Source organism: Limnospira sp. PMC 289.06 (assembly GCF_032350395.1).
In the GTDB taxonomy this organism is placed as follows: domain Bacteria; phylum Cyanobacteriota; class Cyanobacteriia; order Cyanobacteriales; family Microcoleaceae; genus Limnospira; species Limnospira platensis.
The window spans coordinates 160,589-178,746 of record NZ_JARPLC010000001.1 but is presented as its reverse complement, the minus strand read 5'-3'; the positions used below and the strand labels follow the sequence as shown (position 1 = coordinate 178,746).

The window sequence follows — 18,158 nt, the reverse complement described above, 5'->3', positions numbered from 1 at the left end:
TAGGTAACTTAGAAACCCCTTTGAGAACTTCTAAGGTAGCGTCAATGCCTTCTGTTTTATATTTACCTTCATTAACGATTGTGCTATGACCCATAAGTCTAGCTCGTAACTCGATAGGTAGTCCATACTTTTCACCTAACAGGTTGTACAGCCTACGAAAAGCATATTTCTGAGTTACCGGGCATTTCATAGATTGAAGTCTGTTACTAAACGCAGCTTCAAAGCCTGTAACTATGGTTTTAGGTTTACTGCCTTTTCTAGGGGTATATTGAGGCAATAAAGGTTTTTTCAATTCCAGAAACTCAAACATTTCAGGGCTGGGAATTGGAGCTACAATCCTTCCCCCTGTTTTGATACTCACTTTCCGACCTTCTGAGTCAGTAAAGTAAGTGTAATCTCCTAATACCAAGTAATTGTCTTGATTATCAGGGTCTGATAGTGCTTTGATAGTGATACCATCATCCGTTACAAATGGCTTAGTTAGATTAACGGCCGCAGCTATCTCGGTAGGCCTTAACCCATACATTACTGCCATACCAGCCACCCATAACCAGTTATGTCGAGATGATTGACATCGAGGGTTTTTAATAGTATAGGCTTCTTGTTTGGCGCTATACCACCAATCCTTAAAGGCATCGATGCCTATCCGTTGTTTCTTTTTGAATTGCGTTTGTTTGGGGTCAATAGGTTCAAGCTTTTTAAGTAAGTGTTCTTTGTTAGGTGATTTCTCAGCTATGGCTTTTAAGATGTAGTAACGTTCCTTGAAGGTTTTGGAGCCTACTAATTGTTCTCCATTCTGCAAGGGAATATATAGCATAGCCTTGAAACTCTCCCAGCTAGGATATTCATCCCAGTTAGGGAACAGCCTGAAATGCGCCCCTTTAGTAGACTCGTAAGACGCTAAGTCGCTAGCGATATCGCGAGAACGCGGTCGTCCTGTATTGCGGTTTTACCCGGCAAAATACTCATCCTCCAGTTGTTGGAATATTTCCCGGTAGGCTATCAGATTATCCTCAATCTGGTTCTTTCCTAAGATAGTCGCATCGTACCAATCCCAAAATTCACTAGCGCTAGTGATAGTCCCTAGGGCTTCTGATACCAGTTTAGCTTTCTTAACCCCGTCTATCACCCCTTGAGGTGTACATTCAAGGTTAGCCGTTTTGGGTAGCCGTTTCCCGGTAGGTGGTTGCTTAAACTGCAATAGTAGGTTGTACCTAGCCCCGGACTTTTGTAGTTTGAGTGTCACTCCTTTGGGACATTCCCCTTTAAAGTCTTGATAGGCTTTCAGGAACCTAGCATAGCCCCCGTCATAGTTACCCTTTCCCCCTACTGTAGGGGTATTGATATCGTTACTCATTTTTTACTCACTTGTTACTCTGTTATGGCTTTGAGTAATACCTAAGTAACGGTAGAATAGGGGTTGTAGGCTATATAGACGCTTTCCAAGCTACTGGAGATATTGCATGAACTTTTCGCTAAAATCTTTTCGTCAGGGACTTCGTAGCCCTTACAGTGTCTTCACCAAAGGGATCTCTAAATATATATCCCTGAGTTTAGTGATGATTGTAGGAATCACTGCCAGTCTGACAATTTTCATGAGTCGCCCGGCTCCTGCAGTCGAAGCGATCCAATTAATTTACGGCCCCGCTAGTATTTCCTTAGAGTTTCAAGATTTGCAGACATTTGCTGAAACAGGACAAAGGTCTAACCAACTTAACTCTTTATTTACTTTGGCGGAACTGAGTGATTCTCAAATTACCACTTTCCGCAATGCTCTCAATTTTGGGGTAAATGTTCCCACGGATGTAGTTAATAGCCTGTTAGGTTCGAGTTATGGTCGATTAGCTGTGGGGGCCTTTAGTCTGTTTATTAATCCTAGTAGTTCTATTGATAACATTGTTGATGATGTGCTGTCGGCTTTGCGAGATTCAACTCGAGATGGTCGGTTAACCATGTTGGATGTGGTTTTAGGGTTCCAAGCGGTTGATACGATCACGGTAGATGTCAACAATCTGATGAGTTTGTATGATGACGTTAGTGAACTAGGAGAACAAGCGATCGCGTTTTTGAAGGCTCAACCAGAAATTCGACAACTGATTTGTAATTAAGTTGGCAATAATCCCCAAGGCTTGAGATTGGGGATGGTGTTGCAGTAATTAAATTTAAGACAATGGGGGGATCTTTCTCGTATATAGGAGGGTTCCCTTTTTGTATGGGGATCTTCCTATAGGTTTTGCTGTTCTTCTGCTACTCGCTTCAACCGCCGCAATTGAGCTTCCATGTCCGCCTTAGTCCAAGGGGCGGCGAACCGATTAAAACCAAAGGCAATTAAGGGGTTATTAATCTCAAATTCAAAGCGATTTAATAAGTAGGTTCCCTGGGATTGGGGTTGACATTCCCAGCGATCGCATCCTTGGAAAAATCCATCAAATCCCCAGACAATTAGCCCCGGTTCTCTTTCCCGGACAATACTCTCTAAGGTGGGTTGAATAAGGGGAATTTGAATAATAAACCGGGAACGTCCCCCTACATCGGTATTCCAATCACCGACGGGATCGCAACGTAGGGCAGGATTTAGCCAACGACGCATTAAATGGCGATCAGTAATACAGCGCTCAACGGTAGTGGCGATCGCTTTAATGTGAATAGACTGTTCAAATACTTGACGAGATGACATCCTAAGCCTCAAGCTATATTCAGAACGTTATCCGTTGAATGAACTAATGTCCACCCCAACGGTGAGATCAAACAATTTTGTAAACAGAGGTTTGATTGCTCTGTAGGCATTTTATAACAACTGGAACTGGGGAGGAAACTGGGGAGGAAAACTGATGAGTATAGCTGTGCTGGTGAATCTCACCTGAATTTGAGTTCAACGCTATCACCGAGGGAAATAACAGAGTTAGTCAAATTCTGCTAGTTTCCTTCCGTGGGGAGATGTTAATGGATAATGATTCTGCTAGATTGTAAAACTTCAGAACCCATCTACAAAAATTATGATTGAAACTTCCAGTCCCTTGGGGATAGGAATAGCGAACCTATCCCATTTAACTTTAGCTCAAGAGAATTCATCACCGAATCCCGTGGATGAATTAATGAATTTTCGCATGGGGGATATATCCCTTGTTGATTTTGGGGCGGCCATTTTAATTCTGTTAGTTGGCTACCTAGTTGCTCTGTTTGCGGCTTCATTGGTCAAAAAGCTACTCAAAAAGACCGATATAGATAATAAACTGGTCAGTTGGATTTCTGGGTCTACTGAAGGCGGCGAAGACTTCCCCGTAGAAAAATGGGCAGGAACCCTGGTTTTCTGGGTTATCTTTATTTTTGCGATTATTGGTTTCTTTGACCGACTCCAGTTAACTTCTGTTTCGGCTCCCTTGACTACCCTGTTGAATGAAATCACCCGCTACCTACCTAGGATATTAGGGGCAGCGGGCTTGTTAGCGATCGCCTGGGTATTTGCCACCATTTGCCGAACCTTGATGATTAAGTTCCTGGATATGTTCAGGCTGGATGAGCGACTCAACCAGCAGGTTAGCCATGGGGAAAGCGAGAGCCATTTTTCTCTGAGTCACACCTTGGGAAATGCCATTTATTGGTTTATTTTCCTGCTGTTTCTGCCCATGATTCTTAGCACCTTGGAGTTGGCTGGGTTGCTATCTCCGGTGCAGACGATGGTTAATCAAATCCTGTCGAGTCTGCCCAATATCCTGAAAGCCTTAGTTATCGCGGCAGGTGGTTGGCTTTTGGCTCAAATCGTCAGTCGCATTGTTACCAATTTATTGGCTGCCGTTGGTTTCGATCGTCTCAGCAATCAGTTGGGATTACAAAGGGCGATGGGGACTACATCCCTATCTTCTGTACTAGGCACAATTGTTTATGTTGTGCTGATGATTCCTATTGCGATCTCAGCCCTGCAAGCGCTCCAGATTAATGCAATTTCTGACCCAGCTATTTCCATGCTGAATCAGATATTTAATGTCATTCCCCAAGTTTTTATTGCGGGTGTGGTATTAGTCTTGGCTTATATGTTTGGGGTTATTGTCCGAGATTTGGTCACTAACCTGCTAACCAATCTGGGTTTTAACAATATCTTTATGTGGTTGGGAGTTGAATCTAAGGCTATTCCGGTGGCTACCGAAACTCAGACCACAGAAGAGGATGAGGTGATAGATGATAAGTCTGTGAGCAGTCCCGCGAAGCAAACACCTTCGGAAATCGTGGGTGTGATTGCTTTGGTGGGTGTGATGTTCTTTGCGGTAGTCACCGCTACGGATATTTTGGGCTTAACTGCTTTAACTTTGATTATTGAGCAGTTGTTAATCATTGCTGGCCGGGTGCTATTGGGTGTGATCATTTTTGGCATTGGTTTATACTTTGCTAACTTGGCTCATAATCTAATATCGAGTTCCGGCACTTCTTCGGCTAAATTGCTGGCTCAGGCTGCCCGCATTGCTATTATTATCTTTGTGGGTGCTATGGCACTTCAGCAAATGGGGATTGCTAGTGATATTGTGAATTTGGCTTTTGGCTTGCTACTGGGGGCGATCGCTGTTGCTATTGCGATCGCCTTTGGTTTGGGAGGTCGCGATGTAGCATCGGAGCAAATTCGTGAGATCATCTCTCGGTTAAAACAGTAAAAATAGTCAAGAGGCGATCGCCTCTTAGGGGCAGGTTATCAGCCTGCCTCTACTGTTTATTCTGCCATTTCAATGGCAGCTTCCGCCTCTAAAACCACATTTCGTAATCTATCTAATAAATCTTGGTCTGCTGAAGACCATAAACCTCGCTGGTGTGCTTCTAGTAACCTTTCCCCCATATCCCGCAACGCCCAAGGATTCTTTTCGCGGACAAAATTCTGGACTTGTTCATCTAAAATATAAGCCTCGGCTACTCCCCCATACATGAAATCATCAACACATTGGGCTGTAGCATCATAAGCGAATAAAAAATCTACTGTAGCCGCCATTTCAAAAGCTCCCCGATAACCGTGTCGCATCGCCCCAGCCATCCATTTAGGATTTACCACCCGCGACCGATATACCCGGGCAATTTCAGAGCGCAACTGTCGGACTTTCGGATTTTCTGGCAGAGAATTATCACCGAAATAAGTCTCAGGATTTTCGCCTCGGAGAACCCGCACCGCCACCGTCATTCCCCCCTGAAATTGATAATAATCATCAGAGTCTAAAATATCATGTTCTCGATTATCCTGATTGTGTAAAACTACCTGCATTTGTTGCAGACGATTCGCAAAGGCTTGGGGGGCGGAAATTCCTTGACCGCCAGTGTAAGCATAACTACTCCAATTCAAATAAGCCTGGGCTAGGTCGCTGTCATCAGTCCAATTTTGCCCTTCAATTAATCCTTGTAACCCAGCACCATAGGCTCCCGGTTTTGACCCAAATACCCGCAAACGCGATCGCATTTTAGCTTCATCTTCCGTCAAACCTTCCTTAACCCAAGCGGTAGTTTCCTGATAGACCGTGGCGGCGATCGGGTTTTCTTCGGGGGTTTCTGGTAACTGAGAAACCATCTCCACAGCGCGATCGAATAGGTCGATTAAATTGGGGAAAGCATCTCTAAATAACCCAGAAATGCGTAAAGTGACATCAACCCTGGGTCGTCCCAATACAGAAATCGGCAAGATTTCAAAATCCACCACTCGCCGGGACGCACCCTCCCAAACTGGTTGTACCCCCAACAAAGCGATCGCCTGGGCGATATCATCTCCCCCTGTTCGCATGGTCGAAGTTCCCCACACCGATAGCCCTAGAGTTTGGGGATATTCTCCATGATCCTGAGTGTATTTTTCCACTAAGGCTTCCGCTGCTAACTGACCCACCCGCCAAGCCGTTTCTGTGGGAATGGCGCGAATATCGACCGCGTAGAAATTCCGTCCCGTGGGGAGAACATCAGGTCGTCCACGAGTCGGCGCACCGGATGATCCACTGGGAATATAGCCGCCGTCAAGTCCCCGTAATAGGTTCTGAATTTCACGATCGCATTTTTTCAGATTGGGGAGAAGGATATTTTCGATCCAAACTAATTCTTGGCGGGTTAATTCCCCTGGGAATTCCTGACTATTTTGGCTGATTAATTGGTCGATTAAAATCGCGGCTTGGTCTTCGATTAAGGCGATCGCATCCCCGACTGTCCTACAGATTTCACTGTTTTTCTGGTCGCCTTCCACCTCCCATAAATCCCCCGGATTAGCTGTTAATGGGTCTAATTCCCAACCCCAATCTTGAGCGATCGCCCTGGTTAAACCCCATCGATTTTGGCTGGGATGACGGGCTATGGCTATGATTAAATCCCGCAATTGTCTCCCTTCTGGACAGCGCCCCAAAATATGTAAACCGTCGCGGATTTGACTTTCTTTTAGTTCACATAAATAACCGTCAATTGTGCCAAATAATTCCGACACCATTTCCCCGTCAGAGATGCCCAAATCCCGGTCTAACTTTTCCTTGCGGATTAACTCCACAATGCGATCGCTGATAGTTTTTAACCGAGATGGATCTAATACTTGAGCCTCATAATACTCATCAATTAACCCTTCTAATTGTTGCAAAGGTCCATATAATTGAGCCCTAGTCATTGGCGGGGTTAAATGGTCTAAAATTACCGCCTGCGATCGGCGTTTCGCTTGGGAACCTTCCCCAGGGTCATTAACAATAAACGGATAGAAATTCGGTAAAGGTCCCAGGGCGATTTCTGGGTAACATTCCTCCGACAGTCCTACCCCTTTACCCGGTAGCCATTCTAAGTTACCATGTTTCCCTACATGAACCACCGCATGAGCCTCAAAGTGGTTTCTTAGCCACTCATAAAAAGCCAAATATTCTGGGGTCGGTTCCAAGTCCGGCGCGTGATAATTCAGACTCGGATCAATATCATAACCTCGTGATGGTTGAATCCCCACAAAAACATTGCCAAATTGTACCCCAGCAATCGGTAATATCTCCGGCGGATTCTCAAAAAAATGCACCCCCCAACGTTCTTTAATTCCCCCTTGCACAACGGCGGGTAAAGTGTTAAAATAAGTCAGGTAGTCTTGCCATTTTAAAAACTGCTTAACTTCCCGAAAATCTCGCCCTTCTGGGTCGTTAGTCACTCCCCTGGTCAGTTCCTGAATCAGATCATCTCCGGTAAGGGGAAAATCGCTGACGGTATATCCGGCTAATTTTAAAGCCTGGAGAATTTCTACACAACTGGCGGGGGTATCTAGTCCGACACCATTGGCGAGGCGACCGTTACGGGTGGGATAGTTGGCTAAAATTAGGGCGATGCGCCTTTGGTGGGTGGGGGTTTCTGAGAGTTTGACCCAGTTGGCCGCGAGGTCGGCTACAAATTCTATGCGATCGCTTTTGGGTTGATAATGAACAATATCTGTTTCTAGTCTGGTATCGCTATTTTTGACAGTTTTAAAGGAAATTGGGCGGGTAATAATGCGGCCGTCTACTTCTGGTAAAGCGATATTCATCGCCACATCACGGGGAGGTAATCCGAGGGGACTTGATTGCCATCTCTGTTCGCTAATACCACTCAGAATGGCTTGTAATGTGGGGATATCTAAAGAAAACAGGGGGGCGCTGGGTAGGTCGGAATTATCCAGGGATGAAATCGAGAAACTTGTGGTATTTATTAAGAGTCTGGCTTTGGTTAAATAGGCGATCGCCTCCTGTTGGATTTCTGGATCTCGCAAGGATGAAACAAACAGGGGAACCGGGTTAAGTTGACGAGCCGCCAAGGCTTGACAAAGGCTATCAATGGGGGCAGTATTTCCTGATAGATAATGGGCGCGATAGAATAAGATTCCCACTTCCCGATAGTTAGAGACGGGGGACAGCGCGCGCCACGGATAACGACCGACCCTGGGAATGGCTACAGGTGGCGGCGGGTTGTAATTAGTGGCTAAATAGCGATCGCTTATATATTGCAAAGCTGCGATCGTATTTTCTACCCCTCCCTCACTAAAATATTGCCAAACTCGGTTAGCTACAGTTAGGGGAACCGTAGACTGAGTAATTAAATCCGGGTCGCCGCCATCATCTCCCGGTAAAATAATCAATTCTACCCCTTTAGTTTCCGCGATTTCCGCCAAAACTTCCAAACCGTAGGACCAATAGGAACGTCCCCCCAACAGTCGCAAAACTACAACCTTCGCCTGAGATAAGACCTCCTCAGCATAGGTGTCTATAGTAAGCTGCTGTTGCAGGTTCAGCAAATTAGTTACTCGTAAATTGGGAAAGTCTGAGGGTAACTCAGCTATGGCTGCTGCTAAGGTTTGAATTTCTGTATCCGCTGCAGTTAAAACAATAATTGGCGCGGCAGTTTGTTCAATAAAGATAACCCCCTCTGTATCGGGGTTCCAGCCTCCTGGTATCGCTGCAATTCTGTGCATCTTATTTATACCCAATCATCACTATCTCGGTTTTTAGCGCGGTAAACATGACCCTCAGCATGAATGGCGCGAGTTTTCTCGAAGAGGCTGTCTTCCGTGTAATTCCACATTTGCAAAAGTCGATCTAGGTCTTTTTGGATATCCCAAGCGCCGGGGAACCCCTGGTAACGGATTTTCAGACGCGCAAGTTCCGCCAGTTCTAAGTCTCCCGGTGACTGATTGGCCAAAAGCTGATCAACCATTCGGCGATCGCTTTTGTACTGGGGGTGTTTTTGTTGGCGATCGTCCATAGTAGCAGCATTAGTACAACAAAAGCTAATTATAGCCCTAGTTAGGCATTATTACCAGTTGACGCTCCCCTGCCATAGGTGTTGCTACCTCGTCAAAACCCAACCCTGTAGCGTAGGGGCTCGTCCTAGATATGCCATTGGCAACACCAGCCCACCTAGGGATTCAGATTTAGGGTGAGGGTAATGTTTTCAGGGGTTTCTGAACAAGGTGTAATGGGGGGAACTTAGGCAATTGATGAATCCCTAAAACCTCAATTGTCGGCTTATTACTTTACTTGTTGCTTAGTTATCCAATTTTGCGATTTTTACCGGATCGCCAATATCCCGCTGGTATTAGATAGTGGAAACTTTCACACGGACAACTCCCTCATGCGTCTTTCCAGTTTAATTATGCTATCTGGCTTGGCACTCATTAATCTAGCTAATCAACCCAAATTGGAGACTACAGCTACCCCGTCTGACTCTTACCATGAATCAATTTATGAGCTAGTTCAAGTCAATGACAACCAAATACCAGAGACTGAATCCAGTCCTGCCCCCCACCGAGGTAGCGGCAGGAAAGGCTAAGACATCCAACCATGTAAATATACTTTATTGCCCGCAATATATCAGATAGTCTCCTCAATTAACCCTTGTCAATTGAGGGATTATTTGTATGGGTGATACTGCTGGCGTATTCAGGATGAGTGATTATCGTCACTTTTGGCTAATATTACGCCGAATTTATCGGAATTACTCCGTTGACTGTCTCCCCCCCCCATGTCTTCAGAAAATTCTGATTGTCATCCAACTAGACTAGAGATTTTTGGGAAAAATTCTATTTTTTTTCCGGATATGGAAATCTAGCCCAAGTATTTTAAGCAAGTTCTGTTACCACATATCGATAGGGTCTTTAAAAATGCTATATAATGCTTTGGCTTCCTTGGCTATTAGTGCTGCGATCGCTTCTGTAGGCGCTGCTGCCTTAGTCGCCCCTTCCCCCGCGCAGACAAAAACCATCTCCGTGGCTTCCCTAGATTTTCATACACAATTGACTCAAGAGATGGCGACCATTGTTGATAGCCAGATTATGGCAGCCGATAATAAGTCCCCAGAGGAGTCTCCCTCCTATCCTCAGCCAGGAGATGGTCGGCGCTAGTCGGTCTCTACCTACCTAGCTAGTGGTCAGCACTAGACACCAGGAAGCTACCACTCATGGGAGTACCGATTTTAGTGGTGGTTTCCGGGAACTTTTGATCACCGATCGCAGACTTATAGATATATATGCCCCCCGATCGCCTTTTTGGTAGATAATTACCTGCCCCAATTCCCTAACCCAACCCGTCCGCTTTGGTGCGGTTGTCCGCTAGGTGGCCCAGCCCAGACAATTTTGATTATATGTTAGTGTTAGTATTTGTTGGTATCCGGTTCGGTGCTAAACTCCCGTTGGTTAGATGCCAGTAAACAGGCTAGACTAAATGAAATAAACGGGCCAAAAATAAAAATAATCAGTTCCAGACCGGTCATAATAGACCTCCCCCAGATGAATGCAAGTTAGTATGTAAGTAAAATCACTGACTTTTGGACACAACCAATAGACCAAGTTATATTAATAACTCCGTAATTTTACTTAATTTTTTTCGCCCCTAACACCACCGAGATATTTGGATAAATTCCCTATTTCAAATATACCCGAAAGGTGGCAAAATTAAAAGATTCTATAGATTACCTAAAGACTAGTTTCATCAACTCTTTACAAAACCTTTACCAAACCATGACTTAGTACCGGGGGGACTAGGGAGAATCTAGTTGTTGAAGCGATCGCCTGAGTGTAGGAAAGTTATTGATAGTATCTGGTAAGTGGTCCCAATCAAAGTCTGTGAACTGCTGATCAAGAATGGTAACATAATCTTCAAGAGGTTTCCAGGGATAATTTTTCACTAACTTTTGTAAGCGTCGCAAAAACGATCGCAACTGTCTTTGAGTCATGCGATCGCGTAATTCCTGCCATCCTTTGTCTTCTTCTTCCTGCAAAAGTTGCTGTAACTCTCGCAATTTATTTAAGGGTAATTTAGTGATATCAATGGCTATTTTTTCAGGGAATTTTTGAGGAATCTTAGGGGGTTTAATATTTATTTGGCGTGGCAAAATATCGGAGAATACAGCGGCGAGTTGTTCTTGATTAACAGGTTTGCGTAGATATCCCTGACATAAATTTTGACTCAACTCAAAATCTTGAGCAGCCACAGAAGCGGTTAACATAACAATGGGAATATTAGCAGTTTGGGGATTGGCTTTGATAAGTTTACTGGTAGCAATGCCATCTAAATCGGGCATTCGTAGATCCATTAAAATCACATCAGGATGATGAGTTTCAGCCATAGCGATCGCCTGATATCCATCTTGAGCCTGTAGCAGCAGATGTTCTGTGTTATCAAAATAACCAGCAATGAGGTTTCGGTTAGACTGGACATCATCGACTACTAAGATAGTAGATGGCATAAAATCAGACAAATTCAGGGAGGTTTGTAGATTAATTAATTGATGAGATTGTGTAATTTGGACATCAGGAAAGGCAAAAGTAAAAACACTTCCTAAGCCTAACTGACTTTCGAGAGTTAGTTTACCTCCCAACAGATTGGTAAGTCTTCGAGTAATAGCCAAACCGAGTCCAGTCCCACCATAGCGACGGTTACTTTGTCCTTCACTTTGTACAAAGGCTTCAAAAATCTGTTGATGCTGATCTGGAGATATTCCCATACCAGTATCTGCTATCATAATTTCCAGAGTAACCCGAGAATCATGATCACAATTTTGGGCGCGAACCGAAATCGTAACGGAACCCTCTTCGGTAAATTTGATAGCATTTCCGACAATATTAAAGAGAATTTGGCGGAGTCGGACTTCATCAAATTCGATAATCTTAGGAACATTGGGTTCAATATTTATCTGTAGTGATAAACCCTTAGCCATGGCTGTGGGTAAAAAGATTTGCTGGATTTCCTGTAGTAATATAGGCAAATTCATAGGGTGATACTCAAGTTGGAGTTTTCCAGCCTCAATTTTGGAGAGATCCAAAATATCATCAATTAAACCAATTAAGGCTCGACCCCCAGCAGCGATCGCATCCAGATAAGATTGTTGTTTTTCATCTTCAACCAATCCTTTAAGTAAATCACAAAAACCCAAGATTGCATTCATGGGGGTCCTAATTTCATGGCTCATATTAGCCAAAAATTCACTTTTGGATCTATTCGCCATTTCGGCACGTTTAGCGACCTCTTCTAAGGCGAAATGAGAGAAATGCAAAACCGCCAACATTAAAGTATTGCGGAGTTCCATGGCGGCATTTATTTCTAATTCATTCCAGCCCAAAGCATGACCACTAACTGTTTCTTTCCAGGCTTCAAAAGACTTGCGGGGAGATAGGCGCACTTGGTTATTATCATCAATGACCACTGGTTTATTAGGATTTCCCCCCCAAGTCACAGTCTGGATAATTTCTGAACGAAACCACACTATTTGATAAGTGGCTTGATCTAAGTAAATTGAAATAGCCAGCAAGCCAGCGGCTTTGTTGATGTAATTTTGAGCAGGTGGGTAAATTTCGGCGAGGCGATCGGTGTAAAAAATTTCCTCTGGGTAGCAGCTACGCAGCCAGGAGAGTAAATCATGCAAATCTGATTTAGGGAGAGTTTCGCCAAACTCAGTTAGTTCTCCCTGTAAGCCAATCACGACACCTTGAGCATTAACTAATTCTAGCAAATATTGACCACTAGAATCAATCATGGTGCGAATGCGATTAATTAAATCTGATTCATGTCCCGAGAGTTCTTGTCTAAAGAGTTGCTGAATCTTTTTGACTTTCTTCTGATAGGCTTCCCAATTTTTTTGATACTGGCGGAACAGTTCAACGGACATAAATTGCCCTAATAATTCGCAGGCTTGTCGCAATTCATAGGGGACAAATTTAGGGCTGTAGTGATGACAAACAATTAAACCCCATAGTTTTTGGTCATTAATCAGAGAAATACACAAGGACGCGGAAACGCCCATATTTTGCAGATATTCAATATGGATAGGGGACACACTCCTAAGAGTTGCATAACTTAAATCCAGATTTTTGTGAGTAATGGGATTATTAAGAGGATAAATAGGGACGGGAGCATCATTAACATTAACAATAATCCTCACCCAGTTTTTATAATACAGTTGTCTGGCTTGTTTGGGGATGTCGGAAGCGGGGTAATGGAGTCCGAGAAATGGCTCTAATTCTGGTTGTTTGTCTTCGGCTACGACAATGCCACTGCCATCAGTTTCAAACCGATAAATCATGACGCGATCGTATTCGGTTAATTGGCGAATTTCCTGGGCTAAAAATTGGGCGGATTACTCGAAACTATTTTTATTTTCAATACTCGGAAAGGATGATTGAATTTGTGCATAGATGCTATAAGCGCGGTGGGGTTGTGTGGGAATATGGGGTTCTAACTCTAAGATTAATACATTCTGATGTCGATGGACAATGGCGGTTAATTTTTGAGGGTTATTGTGATAATTTAATTCGATGTAAATGGGTTTGGAGTATTTGAGGTCATGAGAGGTCAGAGATAGGGAGATTTTTTGAAATGCTGTGGGGGTGAATACTTGGCTTAAAGTTTTGCCGACGACGGCCTCTACTTCCTGGCCTAAAAATAGTTGAGTATTACAACTGGCTTGTAAAATGATGAGTTCTGGTTCCTGGAGAACTAGCAAACAACCGTGAGATTGAATCTTACCGGGAATATGGATGGGTTCACGATCGCAATTACTGAGATCAACAGATGTTAAGGGAAAATTTTCGACTGTATCCACTATTTAATTAACTCCTAGTTGTTAATAATAAAAGTAACCAAGCATTAGCCCGGATGATTTGTGATCATAAAATTGCCCATAGACACTAATATATTATGTACCGAGCCACTTATATTGGCAATCAGTGATAAGTATTTCGGCGCAACCACATCAAGTTAAACTCTGAGATTTATAATTAGGTGTGACTTCAGCGCCCAATACTATGCTTGACCTAACTCAACTGGCTCGCCAAATGCAGGGGATGAGTAAACACTTGACCCGTGAAGCCCAAGCCGCCCGCGATCGCCTAAAAGCAGCACAAAACCTGCTGACAGAAGCCCAAAAGCATCAAGAAGAATTGATCGAAAGCCTGAATTACTGGGTAGATCGGATTCCTTTTCACCCCGCGATTCCCATAGAGCCATTAGATAGCTGTTTCACGATTCAAGCACCACCCGCCGCCCATACAGTTTTTGCCACAGACGGGTCCCAAATCGCCCCTAACGCCCACGAAATCGCCTATTGTTATCTAATCAATATCGGTAGGGTTGTCCTCCATTATGGTCAAAGTCGCCACCCGATCCTTGATAGTGTTCCCGAAATTTTTTATCGTCCCGAAGACCTTTATATTTCGCGTCAGTGGGGTATTCGGACAGAGGAATGGATGGGCTACCAACGCACCATTTCGGAAGCGATCGCCCTCGCGGAAACAGCTCGGGAGATTGCTACGATTGGTGGGGACAACCTTAACCCGGCTCTGGCTTTAGTGGATGGTTCCCTAGTTTACTGGTTTTTAGAAACATTACCAGTAGAAGCGCGCGATCGCATTATCGCACCGATTTTAGAAGCCTGGGATATGATTAAAGTGTCTGGTATTCCGATGATGGGTTATGTCAGCGCTTCTCGCAGTAGCGAAACTATTTCGTTTCTGAGATTGCAAGCGTGTCCCTATAATGAACCTGATTGTGTGCGAAATTGCCCAGATTTCGGTCAGGTGGACAAAAAAGGCAAGATTAAACAAGCCCCCTGTCAAATTTCTGAACCTCTGCGAGATACGGTGCTATGGTCTAATTATCTGAAACCGGGACAGCGCAGCCCCCTCTGGCGATCGCGATCGCGTATTTTAGATTATTATGATTTTGATTCCATCTACTTCTGTTATGTGAATGTGGGCACGGAAATCGCTAGAATTGAATGTCCGGCTTGGGTAGCTGAAAATACGGAACAATTTGAGTTAGCTTTATCAATTATGTTAGCCCAAGTTTATAAAGGCTATGGCTACCCGGTGGCTTTAGCGGAAGCCCACAATCAAGCGGTGGTGAGAGGAGGCGATCGCACTCGGTTTTTTGCTATGCTAGAAGACCAAATGATTCGCGCCGGACTCCCTAATGTGGGCATCTCCTACAAAGAAGCACGCAAACGCGGAAGTATTGCTTAACAAACCTGTGATTATGTCTGAACCATCTGATAGCAATTTACCCCCAGAACCTTCTCCGGCTTCCCAAAAAGCACCCTGGGAATATGTTACTGAGCCTTTCAAAAAATTGTGGAAAATCGGGAAAGTCAGTGATAGAATTGGAGACTGGTTTAATGTTAGTGACAGCGAAGTTGCTGAGATTTTGGAGCGCGTCCGGGCTGAACTTCCAACTACAGAAGCGCTGCTAATTGGGAAACCTCAAGCGGGTAAAAGTTCCATTGTTCGGGGATTAACAGGAGTTGCGGCGGAAATTGTCGGCCAGGGATTTAAGCCCCACACCCAAAACACTCAACGATATGCTTACCCTTCCGGGGATCTACCTTTACTGATTTTTACGGATACGGTGGGACTGGGGGATATTAATCAAGATACGGATGAGTTGGTGGCGGAGTTGGTGGAGAATTTACAGGAGGAAAGTCGCGGCGCACGGGTGCTAATTTTGACGGTTAAAATTAATGATTTCGCTACGGATACCCTGCGAACTATTGCGGCTAATTTACGCAAAAAATACCCTGATTTACCCTGTCTCTTGGTGGTTACTTGTCTCCATGAAGTCTATCCCGCCAACACGGAAAATCATCCCCCCTATCCCCCCGAATTTGCCGAATATCAGCGAAGTATTGAGGCGATAACCGAGGATTTTGAGAAGTTATATAATCGCCTAGTTGCCATTGATTTTACCCTGGAAGAAGATGGCTATAGCCCGGTATTTTATGGCTTAGAAAATTTTAGGGATACTTTGATGGAATTGTTGCCAGAAGCGGAAGCTAGGACTATTTATCAGCTTTTGGAAGGACAGGCGGGACAGGAATTAAGTAATTTATATCGAGACGTGGGAAGGCGCTATATTTTGGCTTTTTCTATTATGGCGGCTACTATAGCAGCGGTTCCCCTACCTTTTGCGACTATGCCAGTTTTAACAGCCCTACAAGTGTCTATGGTGGGGTTACTAGGAAAACTCTACGGTCAAACTATTACCCCCTCCCAAGCTGGGGGTATTGTTAGTGCGATCGCTGGTGGATTTCTCGCTCAGGTGGTCGGTCGGGAATTAATTAAGTTTATTCCGGCTTTGGGAAGTGCGATCGCTGCTTCTTGGGCTTTTGCTTATACGGGGGCTTTAGGTGAAGCTACTTGTGTATATTTCGGCGATTTAATGGGTGGCAAAAAACCCGATCCTAAGCGAATTCAATCGGTGATGAAACAAGCCTTTAAAAATTCTCAAACCCAAATCGACAATGGACCATGAAACTCCCCCTCCCTCTGGGAAAGGGGTAGAAGGAGACAAAGGACAATTGTCGGGGCGAAAAATTTTTCGCCCCTACTGTTCGCCCCTACTGGTGGCTAAGATTGTCTACAGGGGATATTGAAGTGCCAAGTTTTGATCTAAGATAGAATTTAGAATCGCTTAATATATATTTGTTATGGCTACATCAGTTCCGCATTTAGGGAAGCAATTAAGGCCCAGTGGCGAACATATTTTGGCTTCTATTGACCTAGGAACCAACTCTCTGCACATGGTCATAGTGCGAATTGATAAGAGTCTACCCGCATTTACGATTATCGCCCGAGAGAAAGATACGGTCAGACTCGGAGACTGTGGACCAAAAGGACAACTCAAGCCGGAAGTCATGGATAGGGCGATCGCCACCCTCCGACGCTTTCAGGAACTAGCCAAAACCTTTAACGTCGAGCAAGTTGTTGCTGTCGCTACCAGCGCAGTCCGGGAAGCCCCCAACGGTCGGGATTTTATCAAACGAGTATCCGACGAATTGGATCTCGAAATTAACCTGATTTCTGGTCCTGAAGAAGCCAGGAGAATTTATTTGGGTGTCCTCTCGGCTATGGAATTTCACGACCAACCCCACGTTATTATTGATATCGGAGGGGGTTCGACAGAGTTAATTTTGGGAGATGGTGGAGAACCTAAATTTCTCAGTAGTACCAAGGTCGGGGCTGTCCGTCTCACTCAAGAATATATCAAAACTGACCCTATATCTCGCACAGAATTTCTGTTTGTACAAGCCTATATTCGGGGAATGTTGGAACGTCCCGTTGATGAGTTGCGTCTTCATCTCCCCAATCGCAAAGTATCCCATTTAGTCGGCACTTCCGGTACAATTGAAACCCTGGCGGTGATGATTGCTAAGGAAAAATTAGGCACTGAACCTACACCTTTAGCCGGATACCAAATTACTTTAAATGAGTTACACAATATCGTTAGTCGTCTGCGGAAGTTATCCTACCAAGAAAGGTTGCAAATTCCTGGCATAAATGATCGGCGGGCGGAAATTATCCTGGCTGGGGCGCTGATTTTACAGGAGGCGATGAGTTTATTAGAAATAGAGTCTCTGACTATTTGTGAAAGAAGTTTGCGGGAAGGGGTAATTGTTGATTGGATGCTTACCCACGGGTTGATTGAAGACCGCCTACGATATGAAAGTTCTATCCGACAACGTAGCATCCTCAAAATTGCTCAAAAATATAATGTAGATTTAGAACATGGTGAACGGGTGGCAGCCTTCTCTCTCAGCCTATTTGACCAAACTAATGGCATTCTCTATGACTATGGATCGGCGGAACGAGAATTGCTCTGGGCGGCGGCTATTTTGCATAACTGCGGGCTATATATTAGTCATTCTGCACACCATAAACACTCCTATTATTTAATCCGTAATGGGGAACTTTTGGGTTATACGGAAACCGAAATTGATATGATTGCTAATTTGGCTCGCTATCACCGGAAAAGTGCCCCCAAAAAGAAACATGAAAATTATCAAAATTTGTCGAAGAAAAATCGTCACATTATCGACCGTCTTAATCCTTTGATGCGGTTGGCTGTGGCTTTAGACCGTCGTCAAATTGGCGCGGTAGCTGAGGTTACTTGTCAGTGCGATCGCGATAAAAAAGAGTTTAAATTGATACTTAAACCAGTTGACCCCCAAGATAATTGTGCTTTGGAATTGTGGAGTTTAGACCTTAAAAAAGATGTGTTTGAGGAACAATATAACCTCACACTTGTGGCGTTTTTAGAACCTTAAATCAACAACTGTTAGCCCACCCGATCCCCCTTTCCTCAAAAGGCTGGTTTATTAATATTCTCTTTGGGAGGCGCGCCCCTACAATCAATTATTAATTATCAATTAATTACCCGGTGGGGCGGGTTTATTCA

At 44.3% G+C, this 18,158-nt stretch carries 12 protein-coding genes and 1 pseudogene; 7 read left to right on the top strand and 6 right to left on the bottom strand.

Features of this window, described 5'->3' with window-relative positions:
* Window positions 1-1,357, bottom strand: a pseudogene (locus P5674_RS00790) (recombinase); the annotation flags it as partial.
* 202 nt (window positions 1,358-1,559) lie between these two features.
* On the opposite strand from P5674_RS00790, the gene P5674_RS00785 reads away from it, so the two are divergent.
* Window positions 1,560-2,108, top strand: coding sequence for an alpha/beta hydrolase (locus P5674_RS00785; RefSeq protein ID WP_231852064.1), 549 nt, complete (start codon window positions 1,560-1,562; stop codon window positions 2,106-2,108).
* A gap of 116 nt (window positions 2,109-2,224) precedes the next feature.
* On the opposite strand, the gene P5674_RS00780 is transcribed toward P5674_RS00785, so the two are convergent.
* The gene (locus P5674_RS00780; protein WP_006618287.1) at window positions 2,225-2,677 is read right to left on the bottom strand and encodes an SRPBCC family protein; all 453 of its coding nucleotides are present in this window, start codon (window positions 2,675-2,677) and stop codon (window positions 2,225-2,227) included.
* A gap of 319 nt (window positions 2,678-2,996) precedes the next feature.
* Between P5674_RS00780 and P5674_RS00775 the strand changes: the two genes are divergently transcribed.
* Window positions 2,997-4,643 carry a mechanosensitive ion channel gene (locus P5674_RS00775; protein WP_006618288.1) on the top strand — a complete coding sequence of 549 codons (1,647 nt, stop codon included), beginning with the start codon at window positions 2,997-2,999 and terminating at the stop codon, window positions 4,641-4,643.
* A gap of 56 nt (window positions 4,644-4,699) precedes the next feature.
* Here the strand turns inward: P5674_RS00775 and cobN are convergent, their stop codons facing one another.
* Window positions 4,700-8,410: a cobaltochelatase subunit CobN gene (gene cobN, locus P5674_RS00770; RefSeq protein WP_315669714.1), complete on the bottom strand. Its 3,711-nt coding sequence runs from the start codon at window positions 8,408-8,410 to the stop codon at window positions 4,700-4,702.
* A 5-nt stretch (window positions 8,411-8,415) separates the two neighbouring features.
* Window positions 8,416-8,700, bottom strand: coding sequence for a DUF3288 family protein (locus P5674_RS00765; RefSeq protein ID WP_006618290.1), 285 nt, complete (start codon window positions 8,698-8,700; stop codon window positions 8,416-8,418).
* A 369-nt stretch (window positions 8,701-9,069) separates the two neighbouring features.
* Between P5674_RS00765 and patX the strand changes: the two genes are divergently transcribed.
* Together patX and P5674_RS00760 are read left to right on the top strand one after the other, a co-directional pair.
* Entirely contained in the window at window positions 9,070-9,267 is a 198-nt protein-coding gene (gene patX, locus P5674_RS26520) for a heterocyst-inhibiting protein PatX (RefSeq protein WP_043467898.1), read from the top strand.
* 331 nt (window positions 9,268-9,598) lie between these two features.
* On the top strand, window positions 9,599-9,838 hold the full coding sequence (locus tag P5674_RS00760) for a hypothetical protein (protein WP_043467895.1): 240 nt from the start codon (window positions 9,599-9,601) through the stop codon (window positions 9,836-9,838).
* A gap of 635 nt (window positions 9,839-10,473) precedes the next feature.
* Here P5674_RS00760 and P5674_RS00755 read toward each other — a convergent pair.
* Window positions 10,474-13,044, bottom strand: a complete 2,571-nt coding sequence (locus P5674_RS00755; RefSeq protein WP_315669716.1) for an ATP-binding protein — start codon at window positions 13,042-13,044, stop codon at window positions 10,474-10,476.
* Window positions 13,045-13,068: 24 nt separating this feature from the next.
* Complete coding sequence (locus tag P5674_RS00750) at window positions 13,069-13,533, bottom strand: cyanobacterial phytochrome (RefSeq protein ID WP_014274027.1); 465 nt, start codon at window positions 13,531-13,533, stop codon at window positions 13,069-13,071.
* 202 nt (window positions 13,534-13,735) lie between these two features.
* On the opposite strand from P5674_RS00750, the gene P5674_RS00745 reads away from it, so the two are divergent.
* The 3 genes from P5674_RS00745 (at window position 13,736) to P5674_RS00735 (ending at window position 18,027) form a co-directional block, all read left to right on the top strand.
* Window positions 13,736-14,950: a DNA double-strand break repair nuclease NurA gene (locus P5674_RS00745; RefSeq protein ID WP_014274026.1), complete on the top strand. Its 1,215-nt coding sequence runs from the start codon at window positions 13,736-13,738 to the stop codon at window positions 14,948-14,950.
* 13 nt (window positions 14,951-14,963) lie between these two features.
* Window positions 14,964-16,235, top strand: a complete 1,272-nt coding sequence (locus P5674_RS00740; protein WP_043467891.1) for a YcjF family protein — start codon at window positions 14,964-14,966, stop codon at window positions 16,233-16,235.
* A 175-nt stretch (window positions 16,236-16,410) separates the two neighbouring features.
* Complete coding sequence (locus P5674_RS00735) at window positions 16,411-18,027, top strand: Ppx/GppA phosphatase family protein (RefSeq protein ID WP_006618296.1); 1,617 nt, start codon at window positions 16,411-16,413, stop codon at window positions 18,025-18,027.
* Window positions 18,028-18,158: the final 131 nt, after the last annotated feature.